This is a genomic window from Actinoplanes sp. NPDC023801, from assembly GCF_040639655.1.
Classification (GTDB): domain Bacteria; phylum Actinomycetota; class Actinomycetes; order Mycobacteriales; family Micromonosporaceae; genus Actinoplanes.
This window is the reverse complement of sequence record NZ_JBFAAI010000026.1, coordinates 102,969-123,117: the sequence shown is the minus strand read 5'-3', so window position 1 is coordinate 123,117 and position 20,149 is coordinate 102,969. Positions and strand designations below refer to the sequence as shown.

16 protein-coding genes and 2 pseudogenes are annotated in these 20,149 nt (G+C 67.8%); 13 read left to right on the top strand and 5 right to left on the bottom strand.

The annotated features are described in order from the left end of the window. Positions 1 to 169 precede the first annotated feature (169 nt). From AB0G04_RS34050 to AB0G04_RS34040, 3 genes are read left to right on the top strand one after another with little or no spacing between them, the layout of a single operon-like run. Positions 170 to 1,096, top strand: a complete 927-nt coding sequence (locus AB0G04_RS34050) for a sugar ABC transporter permease (RefSeq protein WP_360991371.1) — start codon at positions 170 to 172, stop codon at positions 1,094 to 1,096. 3 nt (positions 1,097 to 1,099) lie between these two features. Next, a complete protein-coding gene (locus AB0G04_RS34045) occupies positions 1,100 to 1,906 on the top strand; it encodes a carbohydrate ABC transporter permease (RefSeq protein ID WP_360991369.1) in 807 nt (268 codons plus the stop codon). A gap of 3 nt (positions 1,907 to 1,909) precedes the next feature. Further along, positions 1,910 to 3,850, top strand: coding sequence for a beta-L-arabinofuranosidase domain-containing protein (locus AB0G04_RS34040; RefSeq protein WP_360991367.1), 1,941 nt, complete (start codon positions 1,910 to 1,912; stop codon positions 3,848 to 3,850). A 50-nt stretch (positions 3,851 to 3,900) separates the two neighbouring features. On the opposite strand, the gene AB0G04_RS34035 is transcribed toward AB0G04_RS34040, so the two are convergent. From AB0G04_RS34035 to AB0G04_RS34025, 3 genes are all read right to left on the bottom strand, one after another. Further along, positions 3,901 to 4,536, bottom strand: coding sequence for a hypothetical protein (locus AB0G04_RS34035; protein WP_360991364.1), 636 nt, complete (start codon positions 4,534 to 4,536; stop codon positions 3,901 to 3,903). Between the two features lie 85 nt (positions 4,537 to 4,621). Then, positions 4,622 to 4,768 carry an SEC-C metal-binding domain-containing protein gene (locus AB0G04_RS34030; RefSeq protein ID WP_360991388.1) on the bottom strand — a complete coding sequence of 49 codons (147 nt, stop codon included), beginning with the start codon at positions 4,766 to 4,768 and terminating at the stop codon, positions 4,622 to 4,624. Positions 4,769 to 4,974: 206 nt separating this feature from the next. Next, complete coding sequence (locus AB0G04_RS34025; protein WP_360991362.1) at positions 4,975 to 5,850, bottom strand: bile acid:sodium symporter family protein; 876 nt, start codon at positions 5,848 to 5,850, stop codon at positions 4,975 to 4,977. Positions 5,851 to 6,122: 272 nt separating this feature from the next. Here AB0G04_RS34025 and AB0G04_RS34020 point away from each other — a divergent pair, with 272 nt between their 5' ends. The 5 genes from AB0G04_RS34020 (at position 6,123) to ugpC (ending at position 11,175) form a co-directional block, all read left to right on the top strand. After that, the gene (locus AB0G04_RS34020; protein WP_360991359.1) at positions 6,123 to 6,584 is read left to right on the top strand and encodes a DUF4303 domain-containing protein; all 462 of its coding nucleotides are present in this window, start codon (positions 6,123 to 6,125) and stop codon (positions 6,582 to 6,584) included. A gap of 268 nt (positions 6,585 to 6,852) precedes the next feature. Beyond that, a complete protein-coding gene (locus tag AB0G04_RS34015; protein WP_360991356.1) occupies positions 6,853 to 8,157 on the top strand; it encodes an extracellular solute-binding protein in 1,305 nt (434 codons plus the stop codon). Between the two features lie 8 nt (positions 8,158 to 8,165). Beyond that, on the top strand, positions 8,166 to 9,110 hold the full coding sequence (locus tag AB0G04_RS34010) for a sugar ABC transporter permease (RefSeq protein WP_360991353.1): 945 nt from the start codon (positions 8,166 to 8,168) through the stop codon (positions 9,108 to 9,110). Then, the gene (locus tag AB0G04_RS34005) at positions 9,110 to 9,940 is read left to right on the top strand and encodes a carbohydrate ABC transporter permease (protein ID WP_360991350.1); all 831 of its coding nucleotides are present in this window, start codon (positions 9,110 to 9,112) and stop codon (positions 9,938 to 9,940) included. The genes AB0G04_RS34010 and AB0G04_RS34005 overlap by 1 nt, the downstream gene beginning before the upstream one ends. Positions 9,941 to 9,951: 11 nt before the next feature. Then, positions 9,952 to 11,175: a sn-glycerol-3-phosphate ABC transporter ATP-binding protein UgpC gene (ugpC, locus tag AB0G04_RS34000; protein WP_360991348.1), complete on the top strand. Its 1,224-nt coding sequence runs from the start codon at positions 9,952 to 9,954 to the stop codon at positions 11,173 to 11,175. A 343-nt stretch (positions 11,176 to 11,518) separates the two neighbouring features. Here ugpC and AB0G04_RS33995 read toward each other — a convergent pair. Further along, positions 11,519 to 11,644 (bottom strand): annotated as a pseudogene (locus AB0G04_RS33995) (peptidase M24 family protein); the annotation flags it as partial. Between the two features lie 45 nt (positions 11,645 to 11,689). On the opposite strand from AB0G04_RS33995, the gene AB0G04_RS33990 reads away from it, so the two are divergent. After that, positions 11,690 to 11,815 carry a hypothetical protein gene (locus AB0G04_RS33990; protein ID WP_360991345.1) on the top strand — a complete coding sequence of 42 codons (126 nt, stop codon included), beginning with the start codon at positions 11,690 to 11,692 and terminating at the stop codon, positions 11,813 to 11,815. 358 nt (positions 11,816 to 12,173) lie between these two features. On the opposite strand, the gene AB0G04_RS33985 is transcribed toward AB0G04_RS33990, so the two are convergent. Continuing rightward, positions 12,174 to 13,181: a LacI family DNA-binding transcriptional regulator gene (locus AB0G04_RS33985; RefSeq protein WP_360991343.1), complete on the bottom strand. Its 1,008-nt coding sequence runs from the start codon at positions 13,179 to 13,181 to the stop codon at positions 12,174 to 12,176. A gap of 824 nt (positions 13,182 to 14,005) precedes the next feature. Here AB0G04_RS33985 and AB0G04_RS33980 point away from each other — a divergent pair. From AB0G04_RS33980 to AB0G04_RS33965, 4 genes and pseudogenes are all read left to right on the top strand, one after another. Beyond that, complete coding sequence (locus AB0G04_RS33980; protein ID WP_360991340.1) at positions 14,006 to 15,406, top strand: family 43 glycosylhydrolase; 1,401 nt, start codon at positions 14,006 to 14,008, stop codon at positions 15,404 to 15,406. Positions 15,407 to 15,604: 198 nt separating this feature from the next. Further along, positions 15,605 to 17,938 (top strand): hypothetical protein, encoded by a 2,334-nt coding sequence (locus AB0G04_RS33975; protein ID WP_360991337.1) that lies wholly within the window; start codon positions 15,605 to 15,607, stop codon positions 17,936 to 17,938. A 29-nt stretch (positions 17,939 to 17,967) separates the two neighbouring features. Then, a complete protein-coding gene (locus AB0G04_RS33970; protein ID WP_360991334.1) occupies positions 17,968 to 19,566 on the top strand; it encodes an arabinofuranosidase catalytic domain-containing protein in 1,599 nt (532 codons plus the stop codon). A 330-nt stretch (positions 19,567 to 19,896) separates the two neighbouring features. Further along, a pseudogene (locus AB0G04_RS33965) lies at positions 19,897 to 20,142 on the top strand (transposase); the annotation flags it as partial. Positions 20,143 to 20,149: the final 7 nt, after the last annotated feature.

Here is a 20,149-nt window from a genome sequence, read left to right as displayed (position 1 = left end):
CGGGGTCCGGGCGTGGGTGAACTCGATGTGCACCGATGGATCGTACGAGCGTGGCCGCGCCGGGCGGGGGGGGGGCCCGCGCCACCCCCGGGGGCGCGGGGTGGCGGGTGCCGGGGGGGGGGGGGGCGGGCCCGGCCCCCCCCCCCACCGCGGCGGAAGGGAACCACCCGTGCCACCATCGCTCATCACCGCCCCGGAGCGACCGGGACGGACCGTCGAGCCACCGCCCGGCCGCCCGGTCCGCCCTCGCCGCCGTGGCCTGTCCCTGACCGGCTGGGCATACGCCGCCCCGACCGCCCTGTTCGTGCTGATCTTCTTCGTCGTCCCGATCGTGATCGTGGCGCGGATGTCGGTCTCCGACTGGGGACTGTTCACCGGCAACCGCAGCCTCAACGCCCCGGCGAACTTCACCGCCGTCGCCGACAACCGGCTGTTCTGGCCGGCGGTCGGCTTCACCGTCAAGTACACCGTGGTCACCACGGCCATCCTGATCGGCCTGTCGCTCGCACTGGCCCTCATCGTGCAGGAGTCGAGCCGCTGGAACGGCTTCCTGCGCACCTCGTTCCTGGTACCCAGCGCACTCGGGCTGGCCTCGGCCTCGCTGCTGTTCTACGCCATCTACTCGCCGCAGAGCAGCCCTTTCGGCTTTCTCGGCGTCTCGTTCCTCGGCACCCCGAACGCGGCGCTCTGGTCCACCGTGGCCCTGATCGTGTGGCGGTTCGCCGGGTTCTACATGCTGCTGCTCCTGGTCGGGCTGCAGGGCATCTCCGGTGACGTCTACGAGGCGGCCCGTCTCGACGGGGCCGGGCGCCGGCAGACTTTCCGGTACGTGACACTGCCGCTGCTGCGGCCGTCGCTGGCGCTGTGCACGATCCTCTGCCTCACCGGGTCGATGCTCGCGTTCGACCAGTTCTACCTGCTCACCAAGGGCGGGCCGGACAACAGCACGATCACCGTCGTCCAGCTGATCTACAACATGGCCTTCTTCGGCGGTAACAACCTGGGCCGGGCCGCCGCCCTGTCGATCATCCTGCTGGCGGCGCTGCTGGTGGTCAACGTCCTGCAGTTCCGTGGCCTTCGCGACCGGGAGGTCTGACGCGTGTTCCGTACACCCGAGAGGATTCTGGCCGGAGGCCTCGCGATCCTGTTCCTGTTCCCGCTCGCCTGGGCGAGTGTCGCCTCGGTCAGCCCACAGCCCGGTTCGGCGCAGATCGACGGCTGGGGCTTCGGCAACTACCGGACGCTGGCCGCCTACCAGGCCGGCGTCGGTCAGTACCTGCTCAACTCGACCGCCGTCTCGGTGATGACGGTGGCACTCACCCTGGCCGTGTCGCTGTTCGGCGGCTACGCGTTCGCGAACTTCCGGTTCCCCGGGCGCAACGTGCTCTTCCTGGTCACCCTCGCGATCCTGATGGTGCCGTACGCGACCCTGCTGATCCCGTTGTACGTGCTGCTCAACCAGCTCGGACTGCAGGACTCGCTGATCGGGTTGTCACTGGTGCTCACCATGTTCCAGCTGCCGTTCGCGACGTTCATGATGCGGATCTCGTTCGAGGCGGTGCCGAAGGAACTGGCCGAGTCGGCGCTGGTGGACGGCTGCGGCAGCTTCCGGGCGCTGTTCCACATCCAGCTGCCGGCGGTCAAACCGGGACTGATCACGGTCGGCCTGTTCGCGTTCCTGGCCGCCTGGAACGACTTCATCACCCCGCTCGTGCTGATCAGCGACTCGGCGAAGCTGCCGCTCCCGCTGGCCGTGGCGAACATGCGCCAGCAGGTGATGGGGATCGTCGACTACGGCGCCACCGAGGCCGGCGTGGTGGTGCTCGCGCTGCCCTGCATCCTCCTGTTCCTCGCACTCCAGCGGCACTACGTCCGTGGTTTCATGTCCGGCGCACTCAAGGGCTGATCGATGACGATAAACGAGACACTGTCCACCGAGGCCGGCTGGATCGCGCGCGGAGGCACCCCGGTGACCCCGCGTACCGGCCGGCTGCGGCCGCTAGGGCTGCGCGAGGTCCGGCTCCGCGACGGATTCTGGCAGCGCCGCCAGCAGACGAACCGCGACAACTCGCTGGCCCACATCGAACAATGGCTGGAAAAGGCCGGCTGGCTCGGCAACTTCGACGCCGCCGTGACCGGGGACCTGCCCGCCGCCCGCCGCGGCCGGGAGTTCGCTGACACCGAGGTCTACAAACTGCTCGAAGCCCTGGCCTGGGAACACGGCCGGACCGGCGACGAGGAGACCGACCGCTGCCTCCGGTCGATCGCCGCCCGGGTGGTGGCCGCGCAGGAGCCCGACGGCTACCTCAACACCAACTACGGACGGCCGGGCCAGGCACCGCGATACAGCGACCTGGAGTGGGGCCACGAGCTCTACTCGTTCGGCTATCTGATCCAGGCCGGGATCGCCCGGGCCCGCACCGCCGGTGAGGACGAGCTGTTCGCCGCCGCGATCCGGGCCGCCGACCACGTCTGCGACGTCTTCGGGCCGGGCGGCATCGAGGCGTTCTGCGGGCACGCCGAGATCGAGATCGCGCTCGTCGAGCTGTACCGGCTCACCGGCGTGCGCCGCTACCTGGACCAGGCGAGACTGTTCGTCGACCGGCACGGTCACGGGACGCTCGCCGACATCGAGTTCGGGCGGTCCTACTTTCAGGACGACATCCCGGTCCGCGACGCCGACGTGTTGCGCGGCCACGCGGTCCGGGCCGTCTACCTGGCTGCCGGGGCCGTCGACGTGGCGGTCGAGACCGGCGACGCCGAACTGCTCGCGGCGGTGACCCGGCAGTGGCGCAACACGATCGCCCGGCGCACCTACATCACCGGCGGCATGGGCTCGCGCCACCAGGACGAGGCGTTCGGCGACGACTTCGTGCTGCCGCCGGACCGCTCCTACTCCGAGACGTGCGCGGGGGTCGGCTCGGTGCTGCTGGCGTGGCGGCTGCTGCTCGCACAGGGCGACCTGCGGTACGCCGACCTGATCGAACGCACCCTGTTCAACGTCATCGCCACCTCGCCGGCCGACGACGGTACCCGCTTCTTCTACACCAACACGCTGCACCAGCGGACCGTCGGCGCCGAACCACCGGCCGACGTGCAGGTGCCGCGGGCCGCCTCCAACCTGCGGGCGCCCTGGTTCGACGTGTCCTGCTGCCCGACCAACCTGGCCCGTACCTTCGCGAGCCTGGCCGCCTACGTCGCCACCAGCGACGACGACGGGGTGCAGATCCACCAGTACGCGGCGGCGAGCATCGACACGAGCCTGCCCGACGGACGCGCGATCGGGCTGGAGATCGACACCGAGTATCCGGCGGACGGCCGGATCGCGATCCGGATCACCCGCGCGCCGGACGCCCCGTGGACGCTGTCGCTGCGGGTGCCGGACTGGGCGGCCGGCGCCACCCTCGACGGCCTGGCCATCAGCCGCGGCCTGGTGCAGCTGCGCCGCCGTTTCACGGCCGGTGAGACCCTGGTGCTCGACCTTCCGGTCCGGCCCCGGCTGATCGCCGGCGACGACCGGATCGATGCGGTACGCGGCGCGGCCGCCGTCCAGCGCGGACCGGTCGTCTACTGCCTGGAGTCGGTCGACGTACCCGCCGGAGTGCCGTTCGACTCGCTGCATCTGGACCCGGGCACCGAACCGGCCGACCGCGACGGCTCGGTGATCGTCACCTGCCGGAGCACCCCGCCGGCCCGGCTCGACTGGCCGTACCGGCCCCTGAGTGAGGCGCCCGCCGACGGCGCCCCGGTCGAGATCGCCCTGCATCCGTACCACCGGTGGGCCCGCCGCGGCCCGTCCACCATGCGCGTCTGGATCCCCCTCACCCCGCCAAAGGTGAGCCCCGGATGATCCCCAGCCGGGACGTGAGGTCTCCGCGGCGCCGGCCGAGCCGCGGCCCGTCACCCGTAGTTGTTGAGCCAGCGACAGAACGGGTCCGTGGTGTCCTCGTCGTCCATCTCGGCGGGTTCCGGCACGATCTCCAGTGCGGTCGCCGGGGCGGTGACACCGAACGTCCGGTGCAGCCAGTCCCGGTACGGCGCGTTGACGATCTCGTGGTCGTCGTCTAACGGCTCCGGCGGAGCGCCGAACTCCTCGTTCCAGCAGATCTCCCGGTAGCCGATCGCGAGCAGCCGCAGGAAGTCCACCGCGCTGTCGGCGAGCACGCACGTCAGCATCGAACCACTGCCCGAACCGAGGTGGACGATCCTGGTCCGGCCCTCGCCGTCCAGCCACAGCGCGGCCATCGAACCCTCACCGCCGGTCTGCACGAACGGCCACAACCGTGCGCCCGGGTCGTCCACCGACTCGTCGAACCAGGAACGCGCGTACGACGACGTCTCCTCGGCGGTGAAACCGCGCAACTCGATCGAGGTGCCGATCGAGGCGTCGTCACTCAGCGACCCGTACAGATCCCCGTTGTGCCCCGTCACCACGAAGCCCTGCTCCTCGACCCAGCCGAACAGCAGCCGCAGCGGTTCCGGGAACTCGAACCCGCCCGGCACCCGGGCCAGCGTCACATCCACGAATTCACCCACGCCGGGCAGCGTACGAGACCACCTCGCCCTCCCGCGTGCCCAGCTGTTACGGCCGGCCGCGTCACCGCGGCCAGCCGGCACCCGATCACCGTGTCCAGCACCATGGCACTGTCAGTCCCGTACGTAGTAGTGGCCGTTGGTGTCGTCGAATTTGCCCTTGGCGCGGCAGCACCGGCGGAAACCGCCGCCCGGAACCGCACGGGCAGGGGTCGTTGCCGCCGAGCTTCTCGATCAGTTCGGTGTCGGTTCCGACCGTACGATCGCCGCGTTTGACCTGGGTCTCGCTAGAGGGAACCCCCGGCGGCGTTTGCTGGTCGGCTCAAAAGGACGCCTCGGCGTCGAAGTCCCGGTACATGACAGCCTCCTCGCAACGGATGTGCGGCCAGAGGCTATCCGGCGTGCCGGTCGTCGGGCCACCGGTTTCCCCGTGCATCCGGATCATGCCGCCGGTGCGGGCTCCTTGTGCCGGGTGACGAGGTATCCGAACGCGGCGGCCGTGAAGAACATGACGATCCCGTAGACGGCGGCGGGGATGGCCATCTCGGTGTTGTTCAGCAGGGCGGGACTGACCGCGATGGTGATCGCCAGGGTGCTGTTGTGGATGCCGATCTCCATGCCGGCGGCGATCGACTCGCGCCGGCCCACGCCGGCGAGCCGTGGCGCGCCGTAGCCGATGGCGAGGCTCACCACGTTGAAGATCAGCACCGCGACGCCGACGGCCACGATGTAGTCCACGACGTTGTCGCGCTCCTTCAGGATCGTGCCGGCGATGACCGCGACCAGCACGATCACGGACAGGACCTTGACCGGCCGGCCCAGACGGTCGGCGAGCCGCGGGAAGCGCGCCCGCAGAGCCATGCCGATCGCGACCGGGACGAGCACGATCGCGAAGACCTGGACGACCTTGTCGAACTGCAGCCCGATGGAGCCCGCGCCCTCGAGGAAGTAGGACGCCGACAGGTTCACCACGACCGGCAGAGTGACCACCGCGAGCACCGAGTTGACGGCCGTGAGGGTGACGTTGAGCGCCACGTGCCCACCGAACAGGTGGCTGTACAGATTCGCCGTCGTGCCGCCCGGCGATGCCGCGAGCAGCATCATCCCGACCGCCAGAGCAGGTTGAAGATCAAGGGCGACGACGATGCCGAAGCAGAGTACGGGCAGCAGCAGCGCCTGACACAGCAGCGCGATGAGGGCCGGTTTCGGAAAGGCGACCACACGACGGAAATCGGCCACGGTCAGTCCCAGACCGAGGCCGAGCATGATGATGCCGAGCGCGATGGGGAGCCCGACGGTCGTCAATGGCGAGTCCATGGCGCAGCATTCTGCCTCCGCGCCCGTACGCGAGGAATCCTCATTTCAGCCACTGGCGCGCGGGCCCCCGTACTGCATAGAGGTCCGCCCGTCATAGGGGTCAGCGGGAGTCCTGCCGCGGATCGATGGCGGTGCGCCGGAGTTGTCCGGGACCGGCTGGTGGCGGTGCGTTCGAACGCCATGACGACGACGAGAACCGGCCGGGCCGCCCCATCTCGCGGATCATGGGCGACAGTGGAACGGGCTTGCCGATCACGCGCGGGGGAGTGGGCATGGTGGCTGACGATCGGTTGGCGGAGGCTGTCGCTGACGCGGCCCGGCAGGCCCTGGCCGTGATCATCGACGGGCGGCCCGGGGAGCATCTGGCGGGGTTCGCGTTGTGCACCGACGACGATCTGATGTCGCTGTCGGCGGCGGCGTGCACCCGGGAGTTCCTGGAGTGCCGGGACCTCGCCGAGCTGTACCAGCCGACCGAGTGGCCCGACGACGTCGCGGACTGTTTCGAGGACGCGCGGCGGATCCTGTCCCAGGAGCCGGACCGTACGCGGGCGTTCCAGAGCATGGTCGCCGCCCTGATCCGGCTGCGCCGGGAGGGCACCGTTGCCGACGAGGTGTTCCTGGTCGTCTGCGGTACCGATCCCGGTGAGCTGCTGGTCAGGTTGGAGGAGGTGGCGGTCCGGCAGCTCAATCCGGCCGGGGTTCTCGTGCGATGGCTGGACAACGGGGCGGGGTGACCCACGGGTGGGGGGCTCCGGCCCGTGGATCACCCCGCTGTCTGCCGAGTGCCCGCGGGTAATCCGGCTGGTGCCGGGTGCCCCTGGGCGCCGGGCCGGCAGCCGCTGGAAGAAATCTGGCCGGTGACGCCACCGGCCAGCCGCGACGTCTCCGGGGAGATCACATAGGACAGTGTGCACATAGTGACTCTTGACGTGAGATGCAGGTCACATCGAGGCTGAGATCCGCAAGCGGTTCCAGATGCACCTTCATCGACGAAGGGACAGCATGGTGCTGGAAAACAAGCCACGCCGGTGGGCCTGCGGCTCCGCACTCATCCTGGTCGCCTCGATCCTGTCCGGATGCGGAGGCGATGACGGCGGATCGACCACGCTGACCTACTACATCGCCGACGCCGCCCAGGAGGACGTGGCCACCCGTTGCTCGGCCGAATCGGGCGGGGCGTACACGTTCAACATCCAGCGCCTGCCGAACACCGCGGCCGGCGGGCGCGAGCAACTCCTGCGGCGGCTCGCCGCCGAGGACCGTTCGATGGACATCGTCAGCGTCGACCCGCCGTTCATGGCCGAGTTCGCCAACGCCGGGTTCCTCCGGGCGTTCACCGCCGCGGAACGGCAGGAGTTCTCCAACGGCGTGCTTGAAGGCCCGCTGGTGCAGTCCACGTTCCGCGACACCCTCTGGTCGGCGCCGCTCTACGGCAACACCCAGCTGCTCTGGTACCGCAAGTCGGTCCTGCAGAAGGCCGGGGTGGACCCGTCGGCTGGCCCGGTCACCTGGAACCAGCTGATCGAGGGGGCATCCCGGGCCGGGGTGACCGTGGCCGCGCAGGGGCGCCGCAACGAGAGCCTGATGGTGTGGGTCAACGCGCTGGTCTCCTCGGCCGGCGGCTCCATCCTCCAGCCCGGCTCCGAGAACCTTCCGGCCGACGAGGTCAAGGGCGGACTGGACACCGAGGCCGGGGCGGCCGCCGCCCGGATCATGCACGACCTCGCCGTCTCACCGGCCGCTCCCGCCGGATTCAGCACCGCCGGCGAGGAGGACTCCCGGGCCGCGTTCCAGGCCCCCGACGGCGGTTTCATGGTCAACTGGCCGTACGTGTGGGCCGCCTTCGACACCTCCATCGAGGAGGGCTCACTCCCGGCGGACTTCAAGGACGACGTCGGCTGGGCCGCCTACCCGCGGGTCGACGCCGGCACCGAGAGTGCCGCCCCGTCCGGTGGACTCGGACTGTCGATCAGCGCGTTCAGCGGCCGGCAGGACCTGGCCGTCGAGGCGATCCGCTGCCTCGCCTCGGAAAAGAGCCAGACGGAGTTCATGAAGAAGGCTGGCAACCCGGCCGCCCTCGCCTCGGTCTTCGACGATCCCGGGATCCGCGAGATGTTCCCGATGGCCGACCAGATCCGCGAGGGACTCGACGCGGCCACGCCCCGGCCCGTCAGCCCGTACTACGGCGACGTCACCGGCTCGATCCAGACCGCGTTCCACCCGCCGGACGCACTCTCCCCCGAGAACACGCCGCGAGAGTCCAACGATCTGCTCGAAGACGTCCTGTCCAACAAGAGACTGATCTAGGAGCGGCCGTGAGCACTGTCGAAGCGCCGCCGCGCGAGCCCGCGACCGCCCGCCGCCCACGCCGGCTCCGCCTGACCGACCGCGCCCGGCACGAACGCAACCTGGGCTGGTTGCTGGCCGGGCCGGCGTTCATCGTGATGGTCGCGGTCACCGGATACCCGATCCTCAACGCCGTCTGGCTGTCGCTGTTCGACTACCGCCTGACCGATCCCGGGGGCCGCGAGTTCGTGGCCCTCGGCAACTACGTCACCATCCTCGGCGACGGACTGTTCTGGCAGCAGTTCGGCATCACCTCGTTCATCACCGTGGTCACCGTGGCCGCCGAACTGGTGCTCGGCTTCGGACTGGCCATGGTCATGCATCGGGCGCTCTACCTGCGCACGGCTCTGCGGACCGCGATCCTCGTGCCGTACGGGATCATCACGGTGGTCTCCGCCTACGCCTGGGCGTACGCGTTCAGCAACACCTACGGCTTCGTCAACGGCCTGTTCGGTCTCGGCGACTTCGACTGGTTCGGCGGCACCTGGTCGGCGCTGTTCACGGTCTGCGTCGCCGAGATCTGGAAGACCACGCCGTTCATGTCGCTGTTGCTGCTCGCCGGGCTGGCGCAGATTCCCGACGACTACCTGGAAGCCGCCAAGGTCGACGGCGCCACGGCGTGGCAGCGGGTGAAACGGGTGATCCTGCCGAACATGAAGGCCGCGATCATGGTGGCGCTGCTGTTCCGTACCCTCGACGCCTTCCGGATCTTCGACAGCATCTTCATCATGACCGCCGGGGCGCAGGGCACCGAGACCCTGTCCTTCCTCGCCTACCGGCAGACGATCAGCCGGGTCATGGTCGGGCTCGGGTCCGCGGTCAGCGTGATCCTGGCGATTCTGGTCGTACTCATCGCCGTGATGTTCGTGAAGGTCTTCAAGACCGACCTGTCGCAGCAGAGGGGTGAGCGCTGATGAAGGCCAGCCGCCGGACACAGGTGTTCTGGATCGTCGGCGCCGTCCTGATCATCGCGTACGCGATCATCCCGGTGCTGTGGATCGTGTCGCTGTCGTTCAAGGAGGGCGACGACATCACCAACAACTCGTTCCTGCCGACCGTCTGGAGCTGGGAGAACTATCGTACGGTCTTCGCGTCCGACCTGTTCACCACGGCACTGCGCAACTCGGTCGGGATGGCGCTGATCGCCACCACGATCTCGGTGATCCTGGCGACGCTCGCCGCGTACGCCATCTCGCGGTTGAACTTCCCCGGCAAACGCCTGGTGCTCGGGGTGGCCCTGGCCATCACGGTCTTCCCGGTCATCGCGATCGCCACGCCGCTGTTCAACCTGTGGCGGACCATCGGGCTCTACGACACCTGGCTCGGGCTGATCATCCCGTACCTGTCGTACTCGCTGCCGCTGGCCGTCTACGTCCTGGCCGCCTTCTTCCGGGAGATCCCGTGGGAGATGGAGCAGGCCGCGCAGGTCGACGGCGCGACCGCGTGGCAGGCGTTCCGCCGGGTGATCGTGCCGCTGGCCGCACCGGGCGTGTTCACCGCGGCGATCCTGACGTTCTTCGCGGTCTGGAACGACTTCGTCTTCGGTATCACGCTGACCTCCAGCGAGGCGGCCCGCCCGGTGCCGGCCGCGCTGGCGTTCTTCCAGGGCGCCTCGCAGTTCTCGCAGCCGACCGCGCCGATCGCGGCCGCCGCCGTGGTGGTCACCATCCCGGTGGTCGTCCTCGTGCTCCTGTTCCAACGCAAGATCGTGGCCGGTCTGACCAACGGCGCCGTCAAAGGCTGAAAGGAACTCCCATGGCAGCCATCGAGATGCGCAACATCGTCAAGGAGTACGGCGACGGCTTCAAAGCAGTGAACGACGTCAGCCTCGACATCGCCGACGGCGAGTTCATGATCCTGGTCGGGCCGTCCGGCTGCGGCAAGTCGACACTGCTGCGCATGATCGTCGGTCTCGAGGACATCACCTCCGGCGACATGGTGATCGGCGGCGACCGGGTCAACGAGAAGGCGCCGCGCGATCGCAACCTGTCCATGGTGTTCCAGAACTACGCGCTCTACCCGCACCTGACCGTCTTCGAGAACATCGCCTTCCCGCTGCGGCTGCAGAAAGGCATCGCCGAGGACGAGGTACGCCGGCGCGTGCAGGACGCGGCGAACATGCTCGAGCTCAACGAGCACCTGGACCGCAAACCCGCGAACCTCTCCGGCGGCCAGCGCCAGCGGGTCGCGATGGGCCGGGCCATCGTGCGCAGCGTCAACGCGTTCCTGTTCGACGAACCGCTGTCGAACCTCGACGCCAAACTGCGCGGGCAGATGCGTACCGAGATCTCCCGCATGCAGCGCCGCCTCGGCACCACGACCGTCTACGTCACGCACGACCAGACCGAGGCGATGACCCTCGGCGACCGGGTCGCGGTGCTGCGCCGCGGCTTCCTGCAGCAGGTCGCCTCCCCGAGGGAGCTGTACGAACAGCCGGTCAACATGTTCGTGGCCGGGTTCATCGGATCGCCGCCGATGAACTTCCTGCCCGCGGTGGTGGCCGGCGACCGGCTGAAGCTGCCGTTCATGGAGATCGACGTGCCCGCCGCGGCGGCCGGGAAGGTCACCGACGGGCAGCTGCTGCTCGCGGGCTTGCGGCCGGACCACTTCGAGGACGCCGGCCTGCTCGACCCGGTGAAGCGGGAACGCGGTGCGCAGTTCCGGGCCCGGGTCGACGTCACCGAATGGCTGGGGGACGCGCAGTACGCGTACATCCCGTTCGAGGCCGACGAGGAGGTCACCAAGCAGCTCGCCGAGCTGGCCGCCGAACTCGACAGCGAGGCCCTGCGTACCCAGCTGGTCGTCAAGATCGACGCGATGAGCCGGTTGCGGGAGAACCAGGAGGGACAGTTCTGGGCCGACACCCGGCGGATGCACCTGTTCGACCCGCGGACCGGCGAGAACCTGACCCGCGACGAATCGGCGGCGGCCGAACTCGCTCAGCTGGAACGGGAGAAACTGCAGGAGCGCACAGGATGACCTGGTGACGCCACCCGCTCACCGGCGGCGTCTCTCAAGAGGCATGCCATCCGCCCCGAACAGCACCCCTCCATGCACGTGGTGACTTGCGGCTCGCCGCGGGCGTGCGCGCATGTGGTGACTTGCGGCTCGCCGCGTGCGTGCGCGCATGTGGTGACTTACGGCTCGTCGCGGGCGTGCGCGCATGCGGTGACTTACGGCTCGTCGGCGGGTAAGTCACCACATTGCGGGCCGGGCCCTCTCGCGTGGGTGACTGGTGGCTCGCCGGTGGGCGTAGTTCACCACAGGGCCGGCAGCCCGCCGCCAGGGTGCCGAGGCTCGCTGAAGTGGGTGAAGGGCTGGTTCACGCGACGATCCGCAGACGGCGGCTGCTGTTGTTGAGGCGGCGGCCGCCGGTTCCGGCGACCGTCACGATGTCCTCGATACGCACCCCGAATCTGCCCGGCAGGTAGATCCCCGGCTCGATATTGCGTTCTCGCGCCGCGGGGCACTGAGCAGGGTTTTCGTGGTTTGAGTGGCCTTTGTGGAGGCGGATGAAGCGGGTGAAGCCCTCAAGGTGATCATGGAGTTCTTGAGATTGATCTCGACCGTGAAGGGCACGCGTACCGACCTCGACTTCACCGAGCCCTTGGCCCGTTAGGTCGTCGGCTTCTGCATCAAGTCACCCCGGTCGTACGGTGGCTTCGCCACCGACTGGGCCAGGTGCCTGATGCGGGGGCTGGTGCGGTACCCAGCGTCGTTCGGCGGATCTCGGGGCGGCGACGCGCTGCCAGAAGCCGAGAGGTGCGCCGGGGCACCGGGGATCCGGATATGGGGAAAGCCGTCAACCCGCCACCAACCCAAACGCGTCTGGTGGCCGTCACGCTGGCGACGACGACGCCCACACCGGGCCCGCCTCAGTCACTAGTCCAGGCCTTCTGCGCCCACGACCCAGCTATACCGTTGCGCAGTTCAGGGAGGATCTTTCGAAGGGAGAACTGGAGCGCCTGGCAGATCCGTCATGCGTTTTCTCGTCCACCGATCGTCGATTCCCGTATCTCAATCGTGAAGTCGGCGTATATCTCGCGGTATTCCTCGGGTCCGCCGCCGCCGATCCTCTCAGCCAACAGGTCCACCGCGGTGCGGGCGATCTGCTTCTGGCCGGGTTCCACGGACGACAAGGGTGGCATGGAGAACCTGGTTTCCTCGATGTTGTCGAAGCCGATCACGGCGACGTCCTCGGGGATGCGCCGGCCGCTGCGAAGTAGCACGTGCATGGCGCCCAGGGCGAGAGTGTCGTTGAAACCGAAGACCGCATCGATCGGGGTGCTGGAGTCGAGGAGTTCTTGCATCGCCTCTGCACCCGCGGTCCGGTGCCACGACAGTCCGACCATGGGAATCAAGGTGTCGTCTCTCTCGAGACCCGCGGACTCGACGGCGGCCAGGTAGCCGTCGAACCGGGTTGTCGCGGCTCCGGCGACCCCGTTGGCTCCGATGGCGGCGATGCGATGCCGGCCGAGGTCGAGCAAGTGCTGGGTGGCTGCCCGTGCCGCTTCCACGTTGCTGATGGTCACGTGGTCGACCGGGCCGTTCGACATTCGCTCGCCGAGCAGGACCAGAGGGAAATCGACGTGGAGGTGGTCGGTTTCGCCTGGTCCGAGCGCAAGGGGTGAGAAGATCACGCCGTCGACGAGGTGGCGTCGTGCTCCGGACAGCATATCGAGTTCGCGTTCCCGTACGCCGCCCGTCTGTTCGACGATCACCGTCCAGCCCTTGGTGGCGGCGGCTTCGATGATGGCGTCGGACAACTGCGCGAAGTAAGGCAGGCTCAGTTCGGGAACGACGAGGGCGATGATGCCGGTGCGGCCGGCCCTGAGATTCCTGGCGGAGATGTTCATCCGGTAGCCGAGTTGATCGATCGCTGTCAGGACCTTCGTGCGGGTCGACTCCTTGATGTACGGGTAGTCGTTGAGCACGTTGGACACCGTCTTGATCGACACCCCTGCGCGTGCGGCAACGTCGCGCATGGTGGCCATCGTGCTCCCTCGGTTGTCACTGGCAGGTCATGGACGTTACCGGGTTGTTGCGGAACGCCGTTGACAGTTCCTACATCGATGTAGATCCTGACTTGTACATCGATGTAGAAGCCAATCGAGTGGCGGTCGGATCGGCGGCACCTGACCGTACGGGGCCCTCGGTGGCACGCAGCCCCACCCGAGTCGGATGCCGATGCTTCGGCGAGGGATGGCGGCGGGACCATGCGCTGTCGGACCGGCCCGCGAAGATGCCGGCCCGACTGCAAGCGGCGCCTCCATCAGTGTGCCCTTCTTTGTTAGCGATAACTTCAATGGGTTCGACCGTAGCGATGAAGTGGTCGTCCGGTGGTATCTGACTGCCCATGATCCCGCAGTGGATTCGCGGAAGGTGCGTCTGACGTGCCTAAAAGCGCCGAAGTCAGGCTCCTCCGGCGTCAGTGCGGAGTCGAAGCTGCGCCAACGTGTTGACAATCATGGATGTGAGCGTGAACATGTGAATGGCTTGGCCGTAACACGGACGACATAGAAATCGCCTCCGGCAGTGAGGTGGCCGCCACGCCATGCAGATGTGGGGGAGCCGGCCACCGAGGCGCCACCAGGTCATTCCGCAGTGCCGTGGCAACGGTGCCTCCACGTGGAAGAAGCGTCCGGCACATCCGCCGTAAGGCCCCCGCGGGCCCGGCTCCGAGTCCGCAGTCAGTGGTGCATGTGGTTCCACGGAGCCGCATCAGAGCAGTTGAGGAGTGTTCATGTCTCTCCAAGGTTGGCGGCGAGCGACGCGACGACTGTGGTCGGCGTTCCTGACAGGTGCCGTCGTGCTTTCAGTGGCCCTGGTCGGTCTGCAGAGCCCGGCGTCAGCAGCCGGGCCGGCGTTCACCAATCCCGTGGTGGGCTCGCCGAACAGTGGTGACCCAACCCTCGTCCACCACAACGGCTTCTACTACTACGTCGCGACGACGTGGTCGTCCGACGTGGTGATGCGCCGTTCCGCGACAATCGCCGGGCTGCGCAGCGCCCCGGAACAAGTCGTGGTTCGTACCGGCGGTGACACGATGTGGGCGCCGCACCTGGAGATGGTCAACAACCGCTGGTACCTGTACTACTCCGTGGAGGGCTTCGGTGCCGCCCGGCGTACCCATGTCGCGGAAAGCGCAGGTAGCGACCCGCTCGGCCCGTACACCAACCGGGGCATTGTCAATCTGATGCCGAACAACGGCTGGGCCATCGATGCCGCCCTGGTGCGGCTCAACAACGGCCTGTACATGACCTTCTCGGCATTCGCCCCGGACGGTCTGCAGTCGCTGTACCTGGCCCCCATGTCGAACCCTTGGACTGCCGGCGGGTTCGGTGTCCGGGTCTCCACTCCGACGCTCGGCTGGGAGCGCCAGGACGGCGCGGTCAACGAGGGCGGCTTCCTGCTGCAGCGCAACGGCCGGACGTTCCTGACGTACTCCGCCAGTCACTGCAACGGACCGAACTATAAGCTCGGCATGCTCGAGTACCGCGGCGGTGATCCCTTGAACGCGGCCTCCTGGTTCAAGTTCCCGAACCCGATCTTCCAGCGCAACGATGCCGCCGACGTCTTCGGACCGGGTCACCATTCGTTCTTCTCCTCGCCCGACGGCACCGAGACCTGGATCGCCTATCACGCGAACGCTTCAGCGAGTCAGGGCTGCGGCACGACCCGCATGACCCGGGTGCAGAAGATCTCGTGGAACGCAGACGGCACCCCCAACCTGGGAGTTCCGGTCTCCACCACGACGGTGCTGCAGGCTCCCTCAGGGGAGAACGGCACACTGCCGCCGGCCAAGGAGATCCGTAACCGGCACAGCAACCTGTGCCTCGACGACTACAACTTCGTGACGACCCCCGGTGCTGAGGTCCGGCAGTGGACCTGCTCAGAGCTGCCCGTACAGGACTGGGAGGTCACCGACGCCGGCGGCGGCTACTCCCAGATCGCCAACCGCCACAGCGGCCTGTGCCTGGACAACACGAACTGGGGCACCACGGCCGGCGCCTCTGTGCAGCAGTGGACCTGCAACGGTCTGGCCGCACAGCACTGGCGGGTCAACCCGCTGGGCAACGGCTTCTCCACGATAGTCAACCGCCACAGCGGACTCTGCCTGGACAACTACAACTTCGGCACCGCCAACGGCTCAGAGGTACGCCAATGGACCTGCACCAACAACAACGCCCAGCAGTGGGCCATCTCCTGACACCCGCCCGGTAGCTCACAGCAGGGGCAGCGGTCCCCGCGACACCGCGCCGTCGCCCCTGCTGCCCGGCACATCCTCCTCGACACGCCGGGTCCACCCCAGCCGTCGCTTCGCGCGACAGATCGAACCCGGCGTGCATCCCCGAACGACGCGCGACGTGGTCAACCGCCCCGTCGTGACGTGGAAGGAAGCCGAACCATGGACACGATCACGACCAGAAGGAAGCGCCTACGACGACTGACAGTTGTTACCGGCGGCGCGGCGATCGTGCTGGCCGCAGCGCCGGTGCCGCTGGCCGCGGCAGCCGATGGCGATCTGCTGCGGTCCGGCGGTTACGAGATCGTCCTCAACTCCGGCGCCACCGGCCAGCCGGTCGTCGTCCGCGACGCGACAACAAAGGCAGCTGTTCTGGCGGAGCCGCTGCCGCTGCAGTTGATCATCAAGAGCGGCACGAACCCGGTCGACGTCAACGGCCGGTACACCACGGTGGGCCTGCAGGGCGGCGAGTTGGTCGGCACGGGGGACGTGCGTACCCCCGGCGGGAGTGTGTTCCGGATCCGGGACAGTTACCGCGTTGCCCAAGGCGGCGGCTTCTCCGCGAGCCGGACGGTGACGGTCGTGACCGCGTCCGCCGCGGACCAGGGGTTCAATTCCCGGTTCACGATCGGTGCCGCAAACCCGCGACCGTTGCAGGACTACCAGTTCCTGGCGCCCGGCGTGTGGTACGACCGCAACCGCAACGTGCCGGCCGGTGCGCTGGCCAGCAACCTCAACGACAACTATCTGTACTTCCGCGAGATGCGGATGCCCCTGCCGTTCGTCATGATGCACGATCCCGGCAGTGGCCTCGACGTGAGCCTGACGCACCAGAATCCGCGGCCGGCGTCGCCGGTCGACGAGGGATCCGCCGCGTGGCTGGTCAACGGTGGTATCACCTACGCTGCTCTCGGCGCGCAACGCGTCCCCGCCACCAAGCTGGCCATCGTCTATCCCGGAATGGAGGGCGAGAAGAACTACGTCAACCGCGGTGCTGCGTGGGTACGCCGGAGCAACCCGGTGACCGCCGGATACACCCAGCACTACGAGTTCGGTATTCGTACCGGCCGGACCGCGGACTTCGCCGCCGCCGCACGCGACGCGTGGCGCTACCACTGGAACATACAGAACCTTCAGATCACCAAGGTGCCGGTCGAGCAGATCTACCGCTCGTCGATGGACGTGCTGGCGTCCTACACCTCGACATGGGGCGGGGCGCCAGGGCTGCCGTTCAGCGTCAATCTGCCTCACGGGACGGTCACAGAAGTCAGCTACCAGATGGGCTTCGTCGGACAGCAGATCCCCGCGGCGTACCTGATGCTTCGCGACGGCTACCTCAACACCCGCCCGGACAACGTCACCAAGGGCCGGCAGATCCTCGACTTCTGGGCGAACAACTCCTCAGCAACGTCAGGCCTGCCGAGAACCTGGTACGACGTCAACCCGCCGGGATGGCGCAGCTTCTACCCCACCTACCTGCGCATCGCCACCGACGGCATGGAAGGCATCCTCAAAGCCTGCCGCCTGATGCGCGACCGCGGCGCACCCGTCCCCGCATGGGAGAACTACGCCCGACGCTTCGGCGACTGGCTCGTCACCCACCAGAACCCGGACGGCTCGTACTACCGCTCCTACAACCTCGCCGGAACGGCACCGGACAACCAGGCCAAATACAACACGCACAACGCCGTTCCCTTCCTGATGGAACTGACTGCCTACACCGGCGACACCCGATACCGCGCGGCCGCCCTGCGTGCCGGCGAATTCGCCTGGCAGAACGTCCACCTGCCGTCGGCCTATGTCGGCGGCACCCCTGACAACAACAATGTGACCGACAAGGAAGCCCCTTCCCTCGCCCTGCGGGCGTTCCTCTCGCTGTACGACCACACCCGCGACGCCCGCTGGCTGCAAGCGGCCCAACGAGCCGGCGACTTCGCCGAAACCTGGGCGTACGCATGGAACTACCCGGTGGCCTCCAGCCGGGCTGCCTACGCAAAGTACGGGATCCGCGGTCAGAGCCTCATCGCCACCGGACACTCGGCCATGGACACCTGGCACTCCGCGAGCCTCTACGACTTCTATCGCCTGTACCGCGCCACGAACGACACGCACTACCTGCAGTACGCACGGCTACTGGCCAACGAAGCCAAACTCACCACCCAATATCCGGGTAACCCCCTCGGCTACGCCCGCGACGGCCTGCTCGAGGAGGCCATCGGCCTGTCCGACCTGCGATACGGCGGAGTCAGCCTGTGGCTGCCCTGGAACTCGGTCGCCCACGCCGAACCTCTGGCGCTGCTGAAAGACACCTACGGCAACATGGACATCGACGCGCTGTCCGCCAGCCCCGGCACCGAGCCGAGCACTCCGGCGTCGGCTGGCGGAACCATCAGCAACAGACACCGCGACTGTTCCTGGAAGGTTGCAACGCAATCGTCGCCCGCGGCGCCGAGGTGCGGCATCAATGCCGAAGGCACCGCCCTGCCGCAGCCGTAAAAACACGCGACCTGATCCTCGCACCCCTGGTGACGTTCGAAGAAATGACGCGCCCAGCGCACATGGAACTTCTGATCGGGTGGCGATCCGTGCCGTTCCGATGGAGGACACCGGAAGGGAAGAACATGCTGTCGAAGAGAAGTCCCGCTCGAATGCCGCGCACAATCATGCTGGCAGTCGCCGGCTTGGTAGCCACGATCGTCATGGTGCCGAGTGGTAGCGGTACCGCGCACGCGGCGCCTGTCATGCCGTGTGACATCTACGCAAGCGGCGGTACACCCTGCGTCGCGGCGCATTCCACCACTCGCGCCCTTTACGGTGCCTATACAGGCCGGCTCTACCAGGTCCGGCGCCTGTCGGACAACGCCCTACGCGACATCTCGGCTCTGACCGCCGGCGGAGTGGCGAACGCCGGCGCGCAGGACGCGTTCTGCGTGAACACGACGTGCCTCATCACCGTCATCTACGACCAGTCGCCGCGCGGGAACCACCTCACGCAGGCCCCCGGCGGCGCCTTCGCCGGACCGGAACCGGGCGGCTGGGACCGACTGGCGACAGCGACGGCTGCGCCGGTCACGGTCGGTGGCCAAAAGGCGTACGGCATCATGATCACTCCAGGGACGGGCTACCGGGACAACGCGACGAACGGGATCCCGGTCGGTGACCAGCCGGAAGGCATCTACTCCGTCCTGGACGGCACGCACTACAACAACGGCTGTTGCTTCGACTACGGCAACATGGAGCCGAGCGTCACCGTCACCAACCTCGGCGCCATGGAAACGATCTACTTCGGGCTCGGGGGCGGGTGGGGTGCCGGCGGCGGATCAGGTCCATGGATCATGGCCGACCTGGAAATGGGTATCTTCTCCGGCCGCAACCGTGGCACCAACACGACGAATCCCTCACTCAGCCACCGCTTCCTGACGGCGATCGTCAAAGGCAACTCGGGCAATCAGTGGGCCATCCGCGGCGGCAACGCCAACAGCGGCTCGCTGCTCAACATCTACGAAGGCCCACGTCCCGACGCCAATTACAACCCGATGAGAAAGGAAGGCGCCATCGGCCTCGGCATCGGGGGCGACAACAGTCCCTGGGGTGCCGGCACATGGTACGAGGGGGCGATGACGGCCGGTTACCCGTCGGCTGCCACCGAGAACGCCGTGCAGGCCAACATCGTGGCTGCCGGCTACACCACCGCCGCCCCGCCGGCGCAAACGCGGACGATCCGCAACCAGCACAGCAACCTGTGCCTCGACGACTACAACTGGGCGACCAACGACGGCGCCGAAGTCCGGCAGTGGGCCTGCAATGGTTCCGCCGTCCAGCAGTGGGACATCAGGCCCGCCGCCGGAGGCTGGTCCACCATCGTCAACCGGCACAGCGGCAAGTGTCTCGACAACTACAACTTCGGTACCGCTAACGGCGCCGAAGTCCGCCAGTGGACCTGTAACGGCAACGACGCCCAACTGTGGCGGATCGTCGACGCGGGCAGTGGCTTCTCCTGGATCATGAACAGACACTTCAACCACATGTGCCTGGACGACTACAACTGGGGAACAGCCAACGGCGCCGAGGTGCGCCAATGGGAATGCAACACTCTGCCCACGCAACGGTGGCGCATCTCCTGATCAGAAGATGCAAGCACTCAGTGGAGGGCCGCGTCATAGGACACGGCCCACCACTGAGGGTGGCATGGAACCTGCCGGCGAGCAAACATGCGAGTCAGGTGTCCGACCGCATTTTGAGGAGTCCAAACAGCCGCGGGAGGGACTTTCTCGCTAACGGTGTTTCCGGCGTCTTCCCGGCCTTTGCCGGTCGGGTCCAGTGACCGGGTCACCAGGTAGAGACGTCAAAGGCCAGCCGGAAGGTGGCCGCCCGAACCCGCGCCACCGCCAGGAGAAAGCAACCGCTCCCGCAACCACCGGCGCCTCGCGCTGTTCTGGGCCGAGGTCAGACGGCGCTCGTTTTGCCACACCTACGGACGCGGCAAGGACGAACACCGGATGATCCCCGGCCGGCCCTACTCGATCGTCGCCGCCCTGGAGACCGGCCGCAGCTCGTGGACCGCCCTGCTCGACGCGGTCCGGCTGCCGCCCGGCGCGGACGTCCCCACCATCACCTGCGCGCAGATCCGGCAGCTCATCGACCGGCTGACCGACGCGGGCCAATGGCGGCCGGGAGACCACGACATCCTCATCGTGCTCATGTCGT

Coding starts and splice junctions, on each gene's coding strand:
- AB0G04_RS34040 (WP_360991367.1), top strand. CDS start 1,910: ATGACGATAAACGAGACACTGTCCACCGAGGCCGGCTGGATCGCGCGC.
- AB0G04_RS34025 (WP_360991362.1), bottom strand. CDS start 5,850: ATGGACTCGCCATTGACGACCGTCGGGCTCCCCATCGCGCTCGGCATC.
- AB0G04_RS34020 (WP_360991359.1), top strand. CDS start 6,123: ATGGTGGCTGACGATCGGTTGGCGGAGGCTGTCGCTGACGCGGCCCGG.
- AB0G04_RS34015 (WP_360991356.1), top strand. CDS start 6,853: ATGGTGCTGGAAAACAAGCCACGCCGGTGGGCCTGCGGCTCCGCACTC.
- AB0G04_RS34005 (WP_360991350.1), top strand. CDS start 9,110: ATGAAGGCCAGCCGCCGGACACAGGTGTTCTGGATCGTCGGCGCCGTC.
- ugpC (WP_360991348.1), top strand. CDS start 9,952: ATGGCAGCCATCGAGATGCGCAACATCGTCAAGGAGTACGGCGACGGC.
- AB0G04_RS33985 (WP_360991343.1), bottom strand. CDS start 13,181: ATGCGCGACGTTGCCGCACGCGCAGGGGTGTCGATCAAGACGGTGTCC.
- AB0G04_RS33975 (WP_360991337.1), top strand. CDS start 15,605: ATGGACACGATCACGACCAGAAGGAAGCGCCTACGACGACTGACAGTT.